The 17,709-nt window shown below is 67.3% G+C and carries 13 protein-coding genes and 2 tRNA genes; 4 read left to right on the top strand and 11 right to left on the bottom strand.

The window, feature by feature from the left end; all coding sequences use genetic code 11:
• The 6 genes from AB0H42_RS15315 to AB0H42_RS15290 all read right to left on the bottom strand — a co-directional run.
• Positions 1–2,858: NAD-glutamate dehydrogenase domain-containing protein (locus tag AB0H42_RS15315; protein ID WP_357055568.1), on the bottom strand; the 2,858-nt coding region annotated here is incomplete at its 3' end.
• A gap of 95 nt (positions 2,859–2,953) precedes the next feature.
• Complete coding sequence (ettA, locus tag AB0H42_RS15310) at positions 2,954–4,630, bottom strand: energy-dependent translational throttle protein EttA (RefSeq protein WP_357055565.1); 1,677 nt, start codon at positions 4,628–4,630, stop codon at positions 2,954–2,956.
• Positions 4,631–4,665: 35 nt separating this feature from the next.
• A complete protein-coding gene (locus tag AB0H42_RS15305) occupies positions 4,666–5,166 on the bottom strand; it encodes a single-stranded DNA-binding protein (RefSeq protein WP_357055562.1) in 501 nt (166 codons plus the stop codon).
• 138 nt (positions 5,167–5,304) lie between these two features.
• Entirely contained in the window at positions 5,305–8,088 is a 2,784-nt protein-coding gene (locus tag AB0H42_RS15300) for an AAA family ATPase (protein ID WP_357055559.1), read from the bottom strand.
• Between the two features lie 297 nt (positions 8,089–8,385).
• Positions 8,386–9,354: a threonine/serine dehydratase gene (locus tag AB0H42_RS15295; RefSeq protein WP_357055556.1), complete on the bottom strand. Its 969-nt coding sequence runs from the start codon at positions 9,352–9,354 to the stop codon at positions 8,386–8,388.
• A complete protein-coding gene (locus AB0H42_RS15290; protein ID WP_357055553.1) occupies positions 9,355–11,394 on the bottom strand; it encodes a cytochrome c oxidase assembly protein in 2,040 nt (679 codons plus the stop codon). It lies immediately after the preceding gene.
• Positions 11,395–11,529: 135 nt separating this feature from the next.
• Between AB0H42_RS15290 and AB0H42_RS15285 the strand changes: the two genes are divergently transcribed.
• From AB0H42_RS15285 to AB0H42_RS15270, 4 genes are all read left to right on the top strand, one after another.
• Positions 11,530–11,603 (top strand) — tRNA-Arg (locus AB0H42_RS15285).
• A gap of 399 nt (positions 11,604–12,002) precedes the next feature.
• Positions 12,003–12,806: a mycolate reductase gene (gene cmrA, locus AB0H42_RS15280; protein ID WP_357055550.1), complete on the top strand. Its 804-nt coding sequence runs from the start codon at positions 12,003–12,005 to the stop codon at positions 12,804–12,806.
• Positions 12,807–12,889: 83 nt separating this feature from the next.
• Complete coding sequence (orn, locus tag AB0H42_RS15275; protein ID WP_357055547.1) at positions 12,890–13,531, top strand: oligoribonuclease; 642 nt, start codon at positions 12,890–12,892, stop codon at positions 13,529–13,531.
• Positions 13,532–13,618: 87 nt separating this feature from the next.
• Positions 13,619–13,691: transfer RNA gene (locus tag AB0H42_RS15270), tRNA-His, on the top strand.
• Positions 13,692–13,749: 58 nt separating this feature from the next.
• On the opposite strand, the gene AB0H42_RS15265 is transcribed toward AB0H42_RS15270, so the two are convergent.
• From AB0H42_RS15265 to AB0H42_RS15245, 5 genes are all read right to left on the bottom strand, one after another.
• Complete coding sequence (locus tag AB0H42_RS15265) at positions 13,750–14,457, bottom strand: DUF4389 domain-containing protein (RefSeq protein ID WP_357055544.1); 708 nt, start codon at positions 14,455–14,457, stop codon at positions 13,750–13,752.
• Between the two features lie 165 nt (positions 14,458–14,622).
• The gene (locus AB0H42_RS15260; protein WP_357055588.1) at positions 14,623–15,666 is read right to left on the bottom strand and encodes a mechanosensitive ion channel domain-containing protein; all 1,044 of its coding nucleotides are present in this window, start codon (positions 15,664–15,666) and stop codon (positions 14,623–14,625) included.
• Between the two features lie 116 nt (positions 15,667–15,782).
• On the bottom strand, positions 15,783–16,100 hold the full coding sequence (locus AB0H42_RS15255; RefSeq protein WP_357055541.1) for a hypothetical protein: 318 nt from the start codon (positions 16,098–16,100) through the stop codon (positions 15,783–15,785).
• A gap of 69 nt (positions 16,101–16,169) precedes the next feature.
• Complete coding sequence (locus AB0H42_RS15250; protein ID WP_357055538.1) at positions 16,170–16,511, bottom strand: hypothetical protein; 342 nt, start codon at positions 16,509–16,511, stop codon at positions 16,170–16,172.
• Entirely contained in the window at positions 16,511–17,695 is a 1,185-nt protein-coding gene (locus AB0H42_RS15245; protein WP_357055536.1) for an acyl-CoA desaturase, read from the bottom strand. The genes AB0H42_RS15250 and AB0H42_RS15245 overlap by 1 nt, the downstream gene beginning before the upstream one ends.
• Between the last annotated feature and the right edge of the window lie 14 nt (positions 17,696–17,709).

The following is a 17,709-nucleotide window of genomic DNA, read 5'->3' as shown; positions in this document are numbered from 1 at the left end:
TCATTCGCAATATCGGAAAACGTCGCCGTACCCTTGTCCGCCGCCACCACCAAATACGTGTCATCACCATCACGACGCACCACCCGCTCCGGCGGCAATACCTGCCCACCGGCGAGGTCGACGTTGTCGGTGATATCCAGCAGACCGGAGATGAAGGTGCGGTAGCACTCGATACCCTCGGTCATCCGGGCCTGCCGGTCGGTCGCGGCGTCGCCGGTGGCGGCCGGCGGGCGTTTCACCACGAAACCACCCTTCGCACCCACCGGCACGATCACCGCGTTCTTCACCGCCTGCGCCTTCACCAGACCCAGAATCTCGGTCCGGAAATCCTCCAACCGATCCGACCACCGCAAACCACCACGCGCCACCGCACCGAACCGCAGATGCACACCCTCCACCCGCGGCGAATACACGAAGATCTCGTACTTCGGCCGCGGCTGCGGCAGTTCGGCGATCTCCTGCGGTTCCACCTTCACCGAGATGAAATCTCGGGGAGCGCCTTCGGGATCGATGACGTAGTAGTTGGTGCGCAGGGTGGCACGGATCAGGCCGAGGATGGCCCGCAGGATGCGGTCCGCGTCCAGGCTCACGACCTGATCGATCCGTTCGTGCAGGCACTCTTCGAGCTCGGCGGCCTGTTCGGTGGAGTGGCTGTCCGGATCGAACCGGGCGGTGAACAACTGCGCGAACAGTTTCGCCGCATCGGGGTAGGTGTGCAGAACACGGGCGATATTGACCTGGCTGTACGGGAAACCGGCCTGCTGTAGGTACTTCGCGTAGGTTCGCAGCACGGCGACCGCCCGCCAGGACAATCCGGCCCGCAACACCAGCTCGTTCAGGCCGTCGGCTTCGGCCCGGCCGTACCAGAGCGCGTCGAAGGCGGCGGTGAACCGGTCGCGCACCCGGTCGGCGGCGGCGACCTTGCCCTTGGGCGCCGCGAGCGTATCGGGCGCCACCTCCAGCAGTTCGGCGTCGAGGTCCTGGTCGAGCGCGCCGCGCAGCAGTTCGTGGCTCGCCAGCAGGCCGAAATCGTAGATCCAGCGTTCCTCGGCGTCGTGGCCGTCGCGTTCCCGCCTGATCCGGTACGGGCGTTCGTCGAGCACCTCGACCCCGAGGCTCTGCAGCACCGGAAGTACCTGGCTGAGCGAGATTCCGGAGCCGCCGATGTACAGGGTGAAGCGCCAGGAGCCCGCGGGCGCGCCGGCCACCCGGTACAGGTGCTGATCGATACTTCCCGGACGTAACCGCTCCAGGCGATCGATATCGGCCAGCGCGCGCCGTGCGCTGAAATCCTGTTTGTAGCCTTCGGGGAACGCTTCGCAGTAGCGGCGCACGATCCGCGGATCGAGCACCGTCGACGCGTTCACGGCGTCGTTGAGATGGTCGTCCCAGGTGCGGCTGGCCTCGGCGAGCAGGTTCTGGATCCGCCGCCGTTCGTCCTCGGAGATCTCCTCGGCAGCACCCACCGGTTCCGTGGTCTCGGCGCCCGGCATCCGGATGGTGAAGTAGACGCTGGCGAGTTCGCTTTCGCTCACCCGGGCGGAGTAGTCGATCGATGCGCCGCCGAGCTCTCGGACCAGGATGTCCTGCATTTCCAGGCGGACCGCGGTGGTGTAGCGGTCACGGGGCAGGTACACCATGGCGGCGACGAACCGGCCGTAGGGATCGACCCGCAGGAACAGCCGCACCTGCCGCCGCAAACCGACATTGAGTACCGCGGTGGCCGTCCGGCGCAGGGTCGCGGCGTCGGAGGAGAACAGTTCGGTACGCGGGAAGCCCTGCATCACTTCGAGCATGGCCTGGCCGGAGAAGGAGTCGAGCTCGAATCCGCTGTCGGTGATGGCGGCGCGGACCCGCTGCCCTACCACCGGTATGTCCAGCACATTCTCGTGCAGCGCGGTGACTGTGAAAACACCGACGAACAGGTGCTCCCCCCGGACCTCGCCCGCGCTGTCCAGATCGGCGACGCCGATGTAGTACGGGTACACCGCGCGCTGCATGGTGACCGGGATCAGTCCCTGGGTCATCCGCAGCAGCGGCCGGGCGCCTGCGGTGATCGGGACCTGGAAACCGGTTGCGGTGCCGGGGTGCAGCACGCCCAGCTCGGAATCGGCCACCGGGACCGGCAGTTCCGCACCCGGTTCGAGCCGGTAGCGCGCGTATCCGAGCATGGTGAAGTTGTCGTCGGCCAGCCATCGCAGCAGGCGGGCGCAGTCGGCGGGTTCGATATCGGCTTCGGCCGCGGCCGCGGAATCGCCGGCCTGTTCCAGCCGGGTCGCCAATTCGTCGACGATGGCGTGGATCGCCTCGGTATCGCTGCTCACCTGCCGCACATCCTTGATGACGTCCGGCACGGCGGCGGCGATATCGTCGAGAAGCTGGGCGCTCGTCGCCGGGTGGAGTTGCAGGTGGATCCAGGATTCGCGACCGTCCCCGGTGCCGTCGCGCCGCAGGTCGGCCTCGTGCAGGCGAGCCGCGGTGAGGGTGCCGCCGGAATCCCGTTCCACCGTGAAGATGGGGTGGATGACCTCGCTGATGGTGCCGCCCATCCGGCCGAAGAGTGCCGTCACCGAATCGACCAGCATGGGCATATCGTCCGTGACGATCTGTACCGCGGCGCCCAGCCCGGACCCGTCGTCGGGGTGGTGGACCCGGACCAGACCCTGACCCGGTTGCCGGGTCAGGGCCAGTGTCAGATGGGCACGGAAGGTCAGGGTCGGTGCGGTGATCTCACAATCGGCGTCGTCGGTCTCTACATGCCGGAAATAGCCGTCCTCCAAGGTGCCGAGGTCGGCGCGTAACGTGTCCGGCAGCTCGGCAGCCCATGCCTCACTGGACAATTCGGACGAGACCGTCATTTCCCACTCCCTTGAATCCGGTATTGCTCTCGGACACACCGACACCGACCCCGAGGGTAGACCCGAAGCCGGGCAGCGGGAAAAGTCTCGCGGCGTTACCCGCGGGTCAGCTTGCGATGTGTCACTCGATGCGGCCGCGCGGCTTCCTGGCCGAGTCGCTCGATCTTGTTGGCCTCGTATGCTTCGAAGTTGCCCTCGAACCAGAACCACTTGGCCTCGTTGTCGGCATCACCTTCCCAGGCGAGGATATGCGTACAGGTACGGTCCAGGAACCACCTGTCGTGGGAAATGACCACGGCACAGCCCGGGAACTGCTCCAATGCGTTCTCCAGCGACCCCAGGGTTTCGACGTCGAGGTCGTTGGTGGGCTCGTCGAGCAGGATCAGGTTGCCGCCCTGTTTCAGGGTGAGCGCCAAGTTCAACCGGTTGCGTTCACCACCGGAGAGCACCCCGGCCGGCTTCTGCTGGTCCGGACCTTTGAACCCGAAGGCACTCACATAGGCGCGCGAGGGCATCTCCTGCTGGCCGACCTCGATGTAATCGAGCCCGTCCGAAACCACCTGCCATACGGTCTTCGTGGGGTCGATACCGGCGCGGGACTGGTCCACGTAGCTCAGTTTGACGGTATCGCCGACTTTCACCGTGCCACTGTCCGGCTCTTCCAGGCCCACGATGGTCTTGAAGAGCGTGGTCTTACCGACACCGTTGGGCCCGATGACGCCCACGATGCCGTTGCGCGGCAGGGTGAACGACAGATCCTTGATCAGCTGCCGATCGCCGAAGCCCTTGTCCAGGTGCTCCACCTCGACCACCACACTGCCCAGTCGCGGACCGGCCGGGATCTGGATCTCCTCGAAGTCCAGCTTCCGCATCTTCTCCGCCTCGGCGGCCATCTCCTCGTAGCGGCCCAGACGCGCCTTGTTCTTCGCCTGGCGCGCCTTGGCGCCCGACCGGACCCAGGCGAGTTCGTCCTTGAGCCGCTTCTGCAGCTTCTGATCCTTCTTGCCCTGAACCGCGAGCCGCTCGGCCTTCTTCTCCAGATAGGTGGAGTAGTTGCCCTCGTAGCCGATGGCCCGGCCGCGGTCGAGCTCGAGAATCCAGCCGGCGACATTGTCCAGGAAGTACCGGTCGTGGGTGACCGCCAGGACCGCGCCCGGGTACTGCGCGAGGAACTGTTCGAGCCAGAGCACGCTCTCGGCGTCAAGATGGTTGGTGGGCTCGTCGAGCAGCAGCAGGTCAGGCTTGCTGAGCAGCAGTTTGCACAGGGCCACCCGGCGGCGCTCACCACCGGAGAGGTTGGTCACCGGCTCATCCGGCGGCGGGCAACGCAGCGCGTCCATCGCCTGCTCCAGCTGGGAGTCCAGGTCCCAGGCATCGGCGTGGTCGAGCTCCTCCTGCAGTTTGCCCATTTCGTCCATGAGCTCGTCGGAGTAATCGGTGGCCATGAGTTCGGCGATCTCGTTGAACCGGTCGAGTGCGACCTTGATCTCGCCGAGCCCCTCCTCGACATTGCCGCGGACGGTCTTCTCCTCGTTCAGCGGCGGTTCCTGCTGCAGGATCCCGACCGAGGCGCCCGGCGCGAGAAAGGCCTCGCCGTTGTTCGGCTGGTCCAATCCGGCCATGATCTTCAGCACGCTGGATTTACCGGCGCCATTCGGACCGACAACGCCGATCTTGGCGCCGGGAAGGAAGTTCAAGGTGACATCGTCGAGCACGACCTTGTCGCCGTGCGCCTTACGAACCTTCTTCATTTGGTAGATGAACTCAGCCATAGCGATCACCCTATCCGTCAAACATCGGTGCGGTTTCACACGTCGGCGTTCACGGGCTCCTCGTCGCGCGCCGGCTGCTCCACCATCGGATCGTTCAGTTCCCCCACCGCCCCGGTTTCGGCAGTCGCAGCGCCGGGACCGATGGATATATTCCCGGTCGTGGCCGGATGCCCGGTCCGTCGGCGCTCCACCCGGGCGGTGCAGCGGGCGAGGTCCGGCCCCAGGGTATGCGCTCGCATCTCCAGATCGCGACGCTGGGCGCCTTCCCGGGTGTGGTACTCGTTCGACCGCAGCTGCCCCTGCACGATCACCGGATCACCCCGATGGATCGACGCGTCCACCCCGGCCACCAACCGCCGCCAGCAGCTCACCGTGAGGAAGAGCGTCCCGTTGTCCACCCATTCACCGGTTTCGCGATCCAGCCGCCGCGCGGTACTCGCCAACCGGAAGCTGATCATCTGCTCGCCGCTGGGCACTTCTCGTCGCACCGGTTCGGTCACCACCGTACCGACCACGGTCGCCACTGCTTCGTACATTTTCGCCCCTCCGTTCGCCCGGTGCTTCCGGGGACGTACCCATGGTCACCGGCCCGGCGGGGCGACGGGGGGCTCGAATCGAAGCTGTGCACAACTTCCGCGCGACCGCGCACTTGTGGAAAGAGTGGACCGCCGGATTCAGCGGCCCGCGGCCGTCATGGCGGCGGCGATATCCCGCCGTGAGCGCACGCCGAGTTTGGCCAGAATGCTCGACACATGCGATTGGACGGTGCGTCGCGACAGGAACATCTGCGCCGCGATATCGGCGTTCGAGGAGCCGCCCGCCACCTGGACCGCCACGGATCGTTCGGTCTCGGTCAGCGACGCCCAGCCCGTTTTCGGGCGATTGCGCGGGCCCCGCACGCCCCGGCGGATTCCGTAACGCCGGATCCGGGCCACCGCGCGGGCGGTATCCCACGAAGCGCTCAGCCGGGTATACAGCTGGACGGCGGATTCGAGCGCCTCCCGCGCGTCGGCCCCTCGACCGCCCGCGGCCAGCACGATCGCCGCATCCTCGTAGGCCTGGGCTTCGTAGAGCGGCCAATCACAGTGCGCGAATTCCCGCGCGGCGGCCAAGAGCGCGTCGGGGTCGCGATCAGCCAGCCCACGGCACAGCTGCGCGATACCCGAGCGGGCGGCGGTCCGCTGCTTGGCCACCAGTTCGTCGGCCGCCCTCCGCGCGCCGTGCAGCGCCTCCGTGTCGCCGGCGTCGAAGGCCAAGCGGGCAATATCAGGAAGGATGTAGTGGAGAGTGGAGGCGCTCATACCTCCGGCGAGCTTCGCGTGGGTCTCGACGAGCAACCGCAGCGCCGGTTCCGGGTTGCCCCGGGTTTCGTGTACCAAGGCGGTGACCCATGGTTGCATGTACCCGTATCCGGCGGTACCCAAGCGATCATCCGGGACCAGCGCGTCCCCGGGCGGCGGCGCGCCGCGGTGCATCCCGATCAGCGCCATCACACTGTGGGCGACCGGCGCGTAACCGAGCACATCGGCGGCCTCCAGGCACGCCCGGCACTCCGCGATCGCTTCGTCCCAGCGCCCGTTCAGTAGGAACATGCGCGCTTTGGCCATGAGGTTGGGCGCCAGGTAGACGCCGTGCATCCGGCGGTTATGGCCGATGGCGGTCTGCAGGGCCTCCAGGGCCGCGGCCGGGCGGTCGAGCTCGATCAGGCAGTGCGCGTACAGCACGTACGGATCGATCTGGTCCGAGCCGGCGCCGTCCTGTAACACCGTGAGCGACTCGGTACTGATCTCCAGCGCTTCGTCGAGATATCCCTGGGTGTAGCGCACGGCGCCCAGAGCCATCAGCCCGTACCCGGTGGCCAGGGAGTTGCCCGACTTCCGTCCCAGCGCGACCGCGCGCAACCCGGCCTGTTCGGCCTCGGCGAACCGTTCGAGGAAGAAATTGTCCAGCGCGCACAGGCCCAGGAAACGCGCCGCGTCGGCGTCGCCGAGATCCAGCGTGTGCAGCGCGGTCTCGGCTACTTCGACGGCCTCGGCCAATCGTCCCTGGACATGGCATACATGGGCCAGCAACCAGCGCAGACCCGGGTCGTCGGCGTGCTCGGGCCGATGTCGCAACGCCACTCGCAGCGTGGCCTCGGCCTGGTCGGTCCGGCCGTTCCACAGCAGCGCGCGGGTCCGCATCCGGATCAGGGCGGCGCGGGTCGCCGTGTCGAGCCCGGCTGTATCGACTATGCGGGTCAGCAGGCGCATCGCCAGTTCCGGGGCGCGCACAATCAATGCGTCGGATACCGAGAGCAGCCATTGCAGACTCGCCGGCTCGAGATCCCGGCCGCCGATCGACAGGTAGTAGGCGACCCGTTCTATCGGTGCGCCCGTGGTCTGCAGCACACGCCCGGCCCGGCGCAGCAGATCCGAGCGCAGGGAGGCGGGTAATCGCTCCGCCAGCACGTGCCGGATCAGATCGTGGCGGAAGGCGAGCTCGAAATCGACCATGGTGAGCAGTCCGGCGTCCGTCGCCTCGGTCACCGCGCTCCACACTTCCATGATGTGGCCGTCCAGCACCGCGGCGAGTTCCACGACATCGACCTTCGGGCCCAGTGCCGCGGCCATGGGCAACAGGTCGCGGGTCGGCCGCGACAGCGATTCGGCCCGGCGCCAGATCGCCTCCGCCAGGGAGCCGACCGGCTGCCGAGCGGAACCGGTCGTAAGCTTCACGTCGCCGTCGGGATCCAACAGTGACGCGGCCACCAGCTCCGTGATGTGCAGCGGATGCCCGTACGCTCGGGCGACCTGGCGCAGCAGCGCCGGCGGCGGCACCGCGCCGACCATCTCCCGGACCATGGTCGTCGCCGCCGCGTCGGGCAGCGCGCCCAGCCGGATGGTGGAGGCGGCGCAGGCGGTCAAGGTGGCGGTCAGCACCGCGAAGGCCGGGTCGGAGGTGAACGGGCGGGTCGACAACACCAGTACCAGCGGCAACCGATCGGCGAGTGTGCACAGCTGGTGCAGCACGGCCAGACTGGAGCGGTCGGCCCAGTGGACGTCGTCGAGCAGCAATGCGACGGGTTGCTCCGCGCACCAGTCACGGATCTGTTCGAGCAGGAGTTCGGCGAGGGCGAATTCGTGCGTGGCCGCGGCGTCTCCGGCCTGGTCCGCGCCGTCGAGCAGGGTCCGGATCGGATCGGAATCGGCGGGTAGATCCCCGGTGACGAGCCAGGTGGCCAACGCCGCGAACGGGACATCCTGCTGGAGTTCTCTCGCGCGACTCGTCCGTACCTGCAACCCCAGTTCGGCGAACTGCCGGGCGGCGGCGCCGAGCAGCGTGGTCTTGCCGATACCGGCTTCGCCTTCCACCACGACCACGGCACCGCGTCCCGCGAGCGCGGTACGCCCACCCGAGACCAGAGCCGCGACCTCGGCGTCGCGACCGACGAACACTGTCGCGAGAGGTTGCTGCACTCGCATCAGTTTAAGCACCCGGACCATGACATGCATGGACCCACCACCGGCGGAGACTGTGAGACCCCTCGACAGCATCGGCGGAGAAGGGACAATTCGGAGATAGGTGACCACCGTCCACATTCGCGCGTGGCCGCACGACAACAGCGGGTCCGGGCGTCGAAAACGTTCGGACGCAGCCGGACTCGATCTCCCGGTGTCTCGTTCACACCCATGGCGACACCCGTGGGACGAGAGACGGCTCGGCGCTGCGTCCGCGGGGTGGTCGAGCGGTGAACCGACATGCCGATCAGCGTGTCAGAGCACCGGGAGTTCGGTGTTCGCGCCGCACAGCACCACCACCGGCCGCTCGCCCTCCCGCGGTACATAGGCACCGCTGAGAATCGCCGCCAGGGCCACCGCGCCGGAGAGTTCGACGACGATCCGGAACTCCCGCCACAGATAGTCCCGGGCATCGGTGATCGCATCGTCGGTCACCAGCGCGGACCGCACGCCGTAGCGCCGGGCCACATCGAGAGCGATCTCGCCGATCCGGGAGGCGCCCAGGGCATCGGCGGTGATACTGGACACCTCCACGTCGACCGGCTTCCCGGCGGCCAGCGCGGCGTTCAGCGTCGGGATCCCCTCGGGTTCCACGCCCACGATCTCGCGGCGGCGCCCGCCGGCGGCGGCGATCCCGCCGATCAACCCACCGCCGCCGACCGCGACCAGGATCGGCGGCCGCCCACGGACCTGCTCCTCGATCTCCAGTTCGATCACTCCGGCCCCGGCCACCACCGCGGGCAGATCGTAGGCGTGCAACTGCAACGCCCCGCGTTCGGCGGTGATCTCGCAGGCGTGCTCATAGGCCTCGGCGTAGGTGGTTCCGTGCCAGCGCACCTCGGCACCGTGCGACCACATCGCGGCGACCTTGGTGTGCGGCGCCGATTCCGGGACCACCACCGTGCAGGTCTTGCCCATTCCGGCCGCCGCCAGCGCCGCGGCGATCCCCGCGTTGCCGCCCGAGGCGATCACCACATGTTCGGGACACACCCGTTCCGACAGCAGCGCGTTGTAACTGCCGCGCACCTTGAAAGTGCCACCGTGCTGCAGATACTCGAGCTTCAGGGTGACCGGGACAGGGCCGCCGGGCCCCGGTACGGCGGTGTGGAAGACCGGGGTCTTGCGAATGCGCCCGGTCAGTCGCCGACGCGCCGCCCGCACATCCGACCGGTAGATACGCCGGAGCGGTGGCACAGGTGTCAGCGGGATTTTCTGCTCGGTCATCTACCTACTTGCCCGATCTCGCTTGGCCAATTGGGCGAACATGGCATTGTGCGCGGCGAGTTCCGCGTCGTCGTCGCGTTCCGCGGCGCGGTCGGTACGCCGGGCCAGCCGCGCGTCGCTGCGCGACCACTGGATCAGCAGCGCCAGCATGACCACGACCAGCGGGACCTCACCGGTGGCCCACGCCAGACTGCCTCCGGTGCGCTGATCACCCAGTAGATCGATAGGCCAGCCCAGGTCGAGGCCCCGATAGAACCAGCCGGCCAGCACCGTGCTCATTCCCATCAACACGACCCCGAAGAAGGCGTGGAAGGGCAGGGAACCGAACACCATGGCCAACCTGGTCAGCGGCTCCACCCGGCGCGGTTTCGGATCTATCCCGATCACCACCCAGTAGAAGAGATAGCCACTGAGCAGGAAATGCAGATTCATCAGCAGATGCGCGGCATGGGAATCGGCATAGGCGTCGAAGATCCCGCCCAGGTAGAGCGCGTAGAAACCGGCCACGAACAGCACCGAGGCCACGATCGGCTGAGTGAGGAAGCGGGAGACCGGGTTGTGTACGGCCGCCAGAATCCATTCCCGGGGGCCCGGGGCGCCGTCCCGACCGGCCGGCGGCAGGGCGCGCAACGCGAGCGTCACCACACCACCGAGGGCCAGCAGGATCGGGGCCAGCATGGACAGCGCCATATGCGCGCCCATATGCACGCTGAAGATGGCGGGCGCATACCGGCCGACCCCCGACGAGGTCGTGAACAGCAGCACCGCGCAGCCGAGCAGCCAGGCGCCGGTCCGGCCGACCGGCCAGACGTCACCGCGCGCCCGCAACCGCCGGACGCCCAGCAGATAGAGCACCGCCAGCACGATGGCGAGCGTGCCGAAGATCAGGTCGAAACGCCAGTCGAAGAGCAGCCGTGCCACCGTGGGCGGGCCGTCCAGGTTGTAGCCGAGCTCGACCTCCATCGGGGTCGGCACGCTCGTCGGCGCCGGCGGCGGAGTCCGGCCCAACCCCACCGCCAGGCCCATGGTCGCGGCGAAGACGAGCAACTCCACACTCGCGAAGCGGGCGAGCGCGCGCCGGTCGTCCGGGTCGGCGGCCAGTGCCGGAAGCGCCGCGCGCCGCTGGAACCAGCCGAAGACGCCGAGGATCACCAGTGCGGCGGCCTTGGCCAGCACCAACCGGCCGTAGGTGCTGGTGAACAGCTCGTCCCAGGGCACTCGCACCCACGAGTTGGCCAGGCCGCTGCCGGCCAGCACCACGAAGGACACCAGGGCCACCGCGGAGAAACGCCGGGCCGCCAGGGCCGTATGAGTGCCGTCTCGCAGCGCGTGGACCAGCAGCGCGCCGAGACCGCCGACCCAGACCGCCGCGGCGATCAGATGCAGGATCAAACTGTTGGTGGCCACATCGTGGGCACCACCGGACGCGGAATGCCCGGTCAGCGCCAGCGGCATCATCACCGCGACCGACGCAGCGAACAGCACCGGCGTCCATCCCCACCGCAGGGCCAGCCGGCAGCCGATCGCCAGCAGCAGAGCGCCGATCGCGGTGAGCCGCCAGGTACCGGCGAGTTCGATCTCATCGGCGACCCCCCACAGATCCTGGGGTGCCAGGATCTCGGTGACCGGCCGGCCGGTGCTGTCGGAGACGGTCAGCGGTACCAGCAGCGCGGCGCTCACCGCCCAGGCCACCGCCAGGCCCGAGGCCCGGCGCACCGCGCGGTAACCCCCCGTATCGAGCAGACCGCCACGCTGCGGCGGCACCAGAAAGGCGGCGAAGAGCAGCGACCCCACCGTGAAGGCCGCGAAGAGATCGGCCAGCGCCCGGAGCGCGGGCAGACCGTAGGTGGTCAGCGGGCCGGGATCGGGAATACCCAGCAGACTCAGCGCCTGGGCAGCCGACAATCCCACCACCAGCATCGATACCAACGCGGCGAGCGCCGCGGCGAACACGGTCAGCACCGCCGGAACGACCGCCGAGCCACTGGGCCGACCGGCCTTCGTAGTGGGTCCGGCGGCGGGAGCCTGGGCTGACGACATAGGTTCGAGGGTAGTTCGACGGGCCCTGTTCGGCCCGCCGGGGCTGTTTCCGGGCAGCCCAAATCAGACGACCGGGTCGATCGCTACACTTTTCAGCTGGACAGCGCGGCCGTTGTCCGCCATGGTGGAACCACTGCCTCCGTAGCTCAGTTGGATAGAGCAAGGGCCTTCTAATCCCTAGGTCGCAGGTTCGATTCCTGCCGGGGGCGCTCCACCCACCCGACTGAGCTGTTCGGGCCAGTCGGAGTGGGTGTACCCCCCTCCGGCGAGCGCCAAACACACAATCCCGGTAGGCGTACCTCCGCATTCGCTCCGGCCCTGCGCGTCAATACGTACACCCACCGCACCCAACACCAACCACCACAAACCTCGGCGTACCTCCGCATTCGCTCCGGCCATGCGCGTCAATACGTACACCCACCGCACCCAACACCAACCACCACAAACCTCGGCGTACCTCCGCATTCGCTCCGGCCATGCGCGTCAATACGTACACCCACCGCACCCAACACCAACCACCACAAACCTCGGCGTACCTCCGCATTCGCTCCGGCCATGCGCGGGCTGCGGGCAAACCACGCCCGGCAGCGCCCTCTAGGGTGTCGGGAATGGGTTTGCCTTCGCCTACCGCCGAGAGCCGCGCCGTGGTGACCGGCGCTTCGTCCGGAATCGGAACCGCGCTCGCCGCCGAACTGGCCCGCCGGGGTCATTCACTCATCCTGGTCGCGCGCCGCGGCGAGATCCTCGACGACCTGGCCGGCCGGCTGACCCGGGATCACGGCATCACCGCCGAAGTCCGCGCCGTCGATCTCGCCGACCGGGCGCAGCGGGCTCCGCTCACCGAGGAACTCGCGGGCCGGGACATCTCGATTCTGTGCAACAACGCGGGTATCGCGACGTTCGGACCCCTGTCCGCCCTCGACCCCGCCTACGAACGCGACCAGCTGGAGCTGAACGCCGTCGCCGTGCACGACCTGACCCTGGCCGTACTTCCCGCGATGCTGGCACGTCGGGCCGGGGGCATCCTGGTGAGCGGCTCGGCGGCCGGGAACATGCCCATCCCCAACAACGCCACCTACGCGGCGAGCAAAGCCTTCGCCAACACCTTCGCCGAATCCCTGCGGGGCGAGCTGAAGGGTTCCGGGGTACACATCACCCTGCTCGCCCCGGGACCGGTGCGTACCGAGATCCCCGATCCCGCCGACGCCTCCCTGGTCGACCGCATGGTCCCGGATTTCCTGTGGGTGTCCTCGGAGTACACGGCCCGGATCTCGATCGACGCGCTGGCCCGCAACAAGATGCGGGTGGTGCCCGGCCTGATCGGGAAGGGTATGAGCGCCGCCGGCAACTACGGGCCCAGAGCGGTCACCGCCCCGATCGCAGGCGCGTTCTACAAGAAGCTCGGCGGCTGACCGGGGGCCGGTCCGGAGACTTCCCACACGGAGCGGGCGGTGATTGCGCTCGGCGGGTGGCGGCGCTGATTAGGGTGGTGCGGGTGTCGGACAAATTAGTGGTGTGGATGGATTGTGAGATGACCGGGCTCGACCTGGTCACCGACAAACTGATCGAGGTGGCCGCCCTGGTGACCGACAGCGATCTGAACGTTCTCGGGGACGGGGTGGATATCGTCATCCACGCCGACGAAGAGGCGCTCGCGGCGATGCCCGAGGTGGTCGCCGAGATGCACGCCCGGTCCGGCCTCACCGATGAGGTGCGCCGCTCTACGGTCACCCTCGCCGAGGCCGAGCAGCAGGTACTCGACTACGTGAAGCAGTACGCGCCCGCCGCCCGGATGGTGCCCCTGGCCGGTAACTCCATCGCCACCGATCGTGGTTTCATCGCCCGGGACATGCCGGAGCTGGACGCGCACCTGCACTATCGGATGATCGACGTCAGCTCGATCAAGGAACTGTGCCGTCGCTGGTACCCGCGGATCTATTTCGGCCAGCCCGAGAAAGGTCTGGCCCATCGCGCGCTCGCCGATATCCAGGAATCCATCCGGGAACTGGAGTACTACCGGCGCACCGCCTTCGTTCCCGCGCCGGGCCCTTCCACGGCGGAGATCTCCGCGATCGCCGCAGAGGTCAGCGCCGGTCCCGCGGGCGGAACCGGCGGCGGCACGCCCGGCCGGGTATAGAACCCGGCGACCGGCACACCGATAACCGATTGGCTTGCGGAGGGGTAGACGCGCTACTATCTAGGCCGCCGGTGCAAACCGGCGATGGTGAGTGTAGTTCAGTTGGTAGAGCACCAGGTTGTGATCCTGGATGTCGCGGGTTCGAGTCCCGTCACTCACCCTGGAAAGCCCGAGGGCCCATTGGGTCCTCGGGCTTTTTCATTCGACCGACAGCGGTCTCATACCTCGGGTTTGCTCGTATCGACCGCGGGTGGGGGCGCCACCTCGTCACGGGCGCCCTGGTCCAAGCGGAAGGGCGGGTATTCGTCGCGTAGCAGCGAACCGTAGACCTGCACCCGCAGGATCCACCGGTTGATCCCCATCACGAAATCGAACAGCCCTTGGGAATAGCGTGCCGCGAACAGGAGCCCGACCAGGGCGACGAAGGTCAGTACGCCGATCAACGGGATTCCCGCGGCACTGGCCGTGGTGTCGGCGTCGTCGAAGTCGACCAGCCAGGCCGCACCGGTCATACCGCCGATGATCAGGTAGTGCGGGATGGCCAGCAGCCACCATTTCACCAGTACCAGCCCCCGGTGCAGCGTCGGTGGATAGTCGATGTCCAGATCCGCCGCGTAGTCGTCGTCGCGGGACAGGGAGAACGGCGGATATCGGTCGGTGCCGGCCGGTGTCCAGGCGTAGAAGCCGACACGCCACGACCACCGTATGACCCCGAGGCTGTAGTCGAACAGGGCCCGCGGGTATTTGCCGGTGAACAGGATCGCGAAGAACGCGATCACTGTGACCACGGCATAACCGATGTGCAGGAAGAACAGAACTATGTAGTGCGGAATGGCGAGAAGCCATTTCACGATCCACATCCAGCGCGACAGCGCGGGGTCCAGATCGCCGCGAACTCGGACCGGGTAACCGGCGGGAGCAGGCATTGTGATCAACGCTCCTTCGAGGGTGCTGGCCCGGCCGACCCAACCGGCTCGGCCGCCCCTCAATTGTGAGCTATCACACACACTTTCGTATTCATCCCACCGTACCGACACAGCATCGAGATCAACCGGCCGCCGGGTCGGCGGCCCGTCGGCGCCCGGTCCGGCCTACCTGACCGGCGTCTTGTCGAATCCCTCCAGCGCGGCCAGGCGCGGCAGCGCGCCCGGATGCTGACTGTTCAGCCAGCTGATCAGTTCCTCACGGACGGCGCAGCGCAGCGACCACACCGCGTCCGAATCACGCCCGGTCATCGAGGCGCGGACCTCGATACCGGTGGGGGTGCTGTCGGTGACCAGGAGGTTCCAGCTACGGCCGTCCCAATCGGGATGCTCGCTCAGGTATTCGTAGAGACGCTCCCGGAGGTCGGCCACCGGGGCGCTGTGGTCCAGGTACAGGAATACGGTGCCGGTCATCTGCGGGCCACCCCGCGACCAGTTCTCGTACGGCTTGCTGTTGAAGTACGAGACCGGCATGGTGAGCCGGCGGTCGTCCCAGATCCGGACGGTGAGGAAGGACAGGGTGATTTCCTCGACGGTGCCCATCTCACCCTCGACGACGACGGTGTCGCCGATCTTCACCGAATCACCGAACGCGATCTGCAGGCCCGCCATGAGGTTACTGAGCGTGGATTGGGCCGCCACACCGGCGATGATGCCGATGATGCCGGCGGAGGCGAGCAGCGAGGTGCCCAGAACGCGCAGCCCGGGGAACATGACCAGCATGGCGATCGCCGCCGTCGCGACCGCGAGCAGCGCGGTCGTGATCCGCCGGATCAGCGTGAATTGGGTGTTCAACTGTCGTACTCGGCGAGGGTCGCGGGCCCGGCGCGAGTAACTGTTCAGCAGCCCGTCGGCCACCGCGTCGACTATCCGGACCACCAGCCAGACCGCCGACATGGTGACCATGGAGGCCAGGACGCTGAGGATCACCGTGTCCTGGCGCAGATGCAGGTCGGCCAGCGGATAGGTGATCCGCAGCGCGGCGAAGCCCAGGAACAGCTGCAGCGGTAATTGGATCCGCCGCAGCAGACCCGGAATGGCGGTCTTGGGGTGCCGGGCCGACCAGTATCGGAGGCCACGGTCGATCGCCCAGCCGAGGGCGATCGTCACGGCCAGCGTGCCCCCGAATACGATCAGCAGCCGTATCACCATCTCCACTGCGCCCACTCCTTGTTACCCATCGCTCGTTCAGATCCCCCGAACAAGGCTACAGTTCGATAACGGCGGCTCACCACCAGTCACGGGGATGTCACGGCGTGGTCCGTGGTCTACTGCGGCGCACTTCCCTGCGAGTACAGCCTTATCTCGCCCGCGTCGCCGAGGAACGCGTTGACCAGCATCACCTGGTCGGCCCGTAGTTCGGCCGGGTCGGGCGCGGTGGTGGTGATGGAGATCTGCGGGATGGCCGCCCAGTTCACGACATAGCGTTCCGGCGGCCCGGCGTCGTCGGACAACCGTGCCAGCCGGAAGACCGAAACGGTTTTGCGTTCCATCAGGTCGCGCACCATCTCCGCGATCCGCTCGGGATCCTCCAGCGCGAACAGGAAACCGAAGGTCAGCTCCGGAGAGGAGATATAGGCGGGCACGAGCCGTAGGTTAGCCCATGGGTAACCGCTCGGTGTGACTTGTCCCACCGAGCGGTTTTGCGGATTGGATCAGTGGCGTTTGCCGGAGGGATCGGGCTCGGCGGTCTCGGCGTCGATGACATCGGCGTCCAGCACGACGCCGGTCTCCTGAGCCGGTGCAGTACCGGCCCCGTCCCGGCTCTCCCCCGGCGCACGCAGGTCCTCGTCCCCTCGCCCCTCGGCAGCGGCGTCACGCCGGGCCGCGGCGGCGGCCTCGTTCATCTCGATGGCGTCGGTAATCCATTCCCCGATCTCCCGGGTCACCTCCGAGACCGTGCCGGTGATGATGCTCGCGATATTGCCGACCCGGCGCGCCCCCGACGTGGTGAGTTCCTGGATGAGATCCTTGTTGGCCTCGAATTTGCCGATCATCACACGCCCGCTTCGGTAGGACTCTGCTGACGCATCACGATAACACCGGAGGCGGGCTGTTTCCGCAGCACAGCGGGCAGGAAGCGGGCGATCCGGGACTCCGTCAACCGCGGCGGCAGCGCCAGTTGGAAGATCTTGGCCCACACCGAACCGATCTGCTTGCCCAGCGGCCCGGTGTTGTAGGGGAGCCCGAACTTCTCGCACAGTGCGCGCACCTCCGGCGCGATCTCCGGATACCGGTTGGCCGGCAGATCCGGGAACAGGTGGTGCTCGATCTGGTGTGACAAATTGCCGGACATGATGTGGAACAGCGGGCTGCCGGAGATATTGGCCGAGCCGAGCATCTGCCGGACATACCATTCGCCGCGGGTCTCCTCGGCGGTCTCCTCTTCGGTGAACGTCTGCACACCGGACGGGAAGTGCCCGCAGAAGATGATCGAGTACGCCCACAGGTTGCGCACCAGGTTCGCCGTCGCGTTTCCGGCGAGCGTGGACAGGAACAGCGGACCGGTCAGCAACGGAAAGGCCACGTAGTCCTTGAGGACCTGCCGGCCCGATTTACGGAGCTGCCCCTTGATCAGCGGTTTGAGGTCGGACCAGCTGCGCTTGCCCTTGACGATGTTGTCCGCCTCCAGGTCGTGCAGCATCACGCCCCATTCGAAGAAGACCATCAGCAGGAACGCGTAGAGCGGGTTGCCCAGGTAGTACGGGTGCCAGTCCTGCCCCTCGTCGATCCGCAGCACGCCGTAACCGATATCGCGGTCACGACCGTGGATGTTGGTGTAGGTGTGGTGCATGTAGTTGTGCGAATGCTTCCACTGGTCCGCCGGGCAGACGTTATCCCATTCGAAGACCCGCGAGTTCAGGCCCGGCTCGCGCATCCAGTCGTACTGGCCGTGCATGACGTTGTGGCCGATCTCCATATTGTCGAGGATCTTCGACACGCTGAGCGCGGCCACGCCGGCCAGCCAGAACGGGGGCAGGAAGCCCAGGTACATCAGGCCACGCCCGGCGATCTCGAATCCGCGCTGCGCCTTGATGATGTCGTAGATGTACTGGCGGTCACGTTCGCCCAGATCGGCGACGATCCGGTCGCGCAGCGCGTCGAGCGTACGGCCGATCTCCTCGACCTGGTCGGGCGAGAGGACCAGCGGTCCGTCCTTGGTCTCGGTGAGGATGGTCATCTGTTTCTCCCCTT

Source organism: Nocardia sp. NPDC050799, from assembly GCF_040654015.1.
GTDB lineage: Bacteria > Actinomycetota > Actinomycetes > Mycobacteriales > Mycobacteriaceae > Nocardia.
This window is presented reverse-complemented; position numbering and strand designations above follow the sequence as displayed.

Excerpts from the sequence above, each read along its gene's own strand:
- ettA (WP_357055565.1), bottom strand. The coding sequence starts at position 4,630 with ATGGCTGAGTTCATCTACCAAATGAAGAAGGTTCGTAAGGCGCACGGC.
- AB0H42_RS15305 (WP_357055562.1), bottom strand. The coding sequence starts at position 5,166 with ATGTACGAAGCAGTGGCGACCGTGGTCGGTACGGTGGTGACCGAACCG.
- AB0H42_RS15295 (WP_357055556.1), bottom strand. The coding sequence starts at position 9,354 with ATGACCGAGCAGAAAATCCCGCTGACACCTGTGCCACCGCTCCGGCGT.
- AB0H42_RS15290 (WP_357055553.1), bottom strand. The coding sequence starts at position 11,394 with ATGTCGTCAGCCCAGGCTCCCGCCGCCGGACCCACTACGAAGGCCGGT.
- cmrA (WP_357055550.1), top strand. The coding sequence starts at position 12,003 with ATGGGTTTGCCTTCGCCTACCGCCGAGAGCCGCGCCGTGGTGACCGGC.
- AB0H42_RS15265 (WP_357055544.1), bottom strand. The coding sequence starts at position 14,457 with ATGCCTGCTCCCGCCGGTTACCCGGTCCGAGTTCGCGGCGATCTGGAC.
- AB0H42_RS15260 (WP_357055588.1), bottom strand. The coding sequence starts at position 15,666 with ATGGTGATACGGCTGCTGATCGTATTCGGGGGCACGCTGGCCGTGACG.
- AB0H42_RS15250 (WP_357055538.1), bottom strand. The coding sequence starts at position 16,511 with ATGATCGGCAAATTCGAGGCCAACAAGGATCTCATCCAGGAACTCACC.
- AB0H42_RS15245 (WP_357055536.1), bottom strand. The coding sequence starts at position 17,695 with ATGACCATCCTCACCGAGACCAAGGACGGACCGCTGGTCCTCTCGCCC.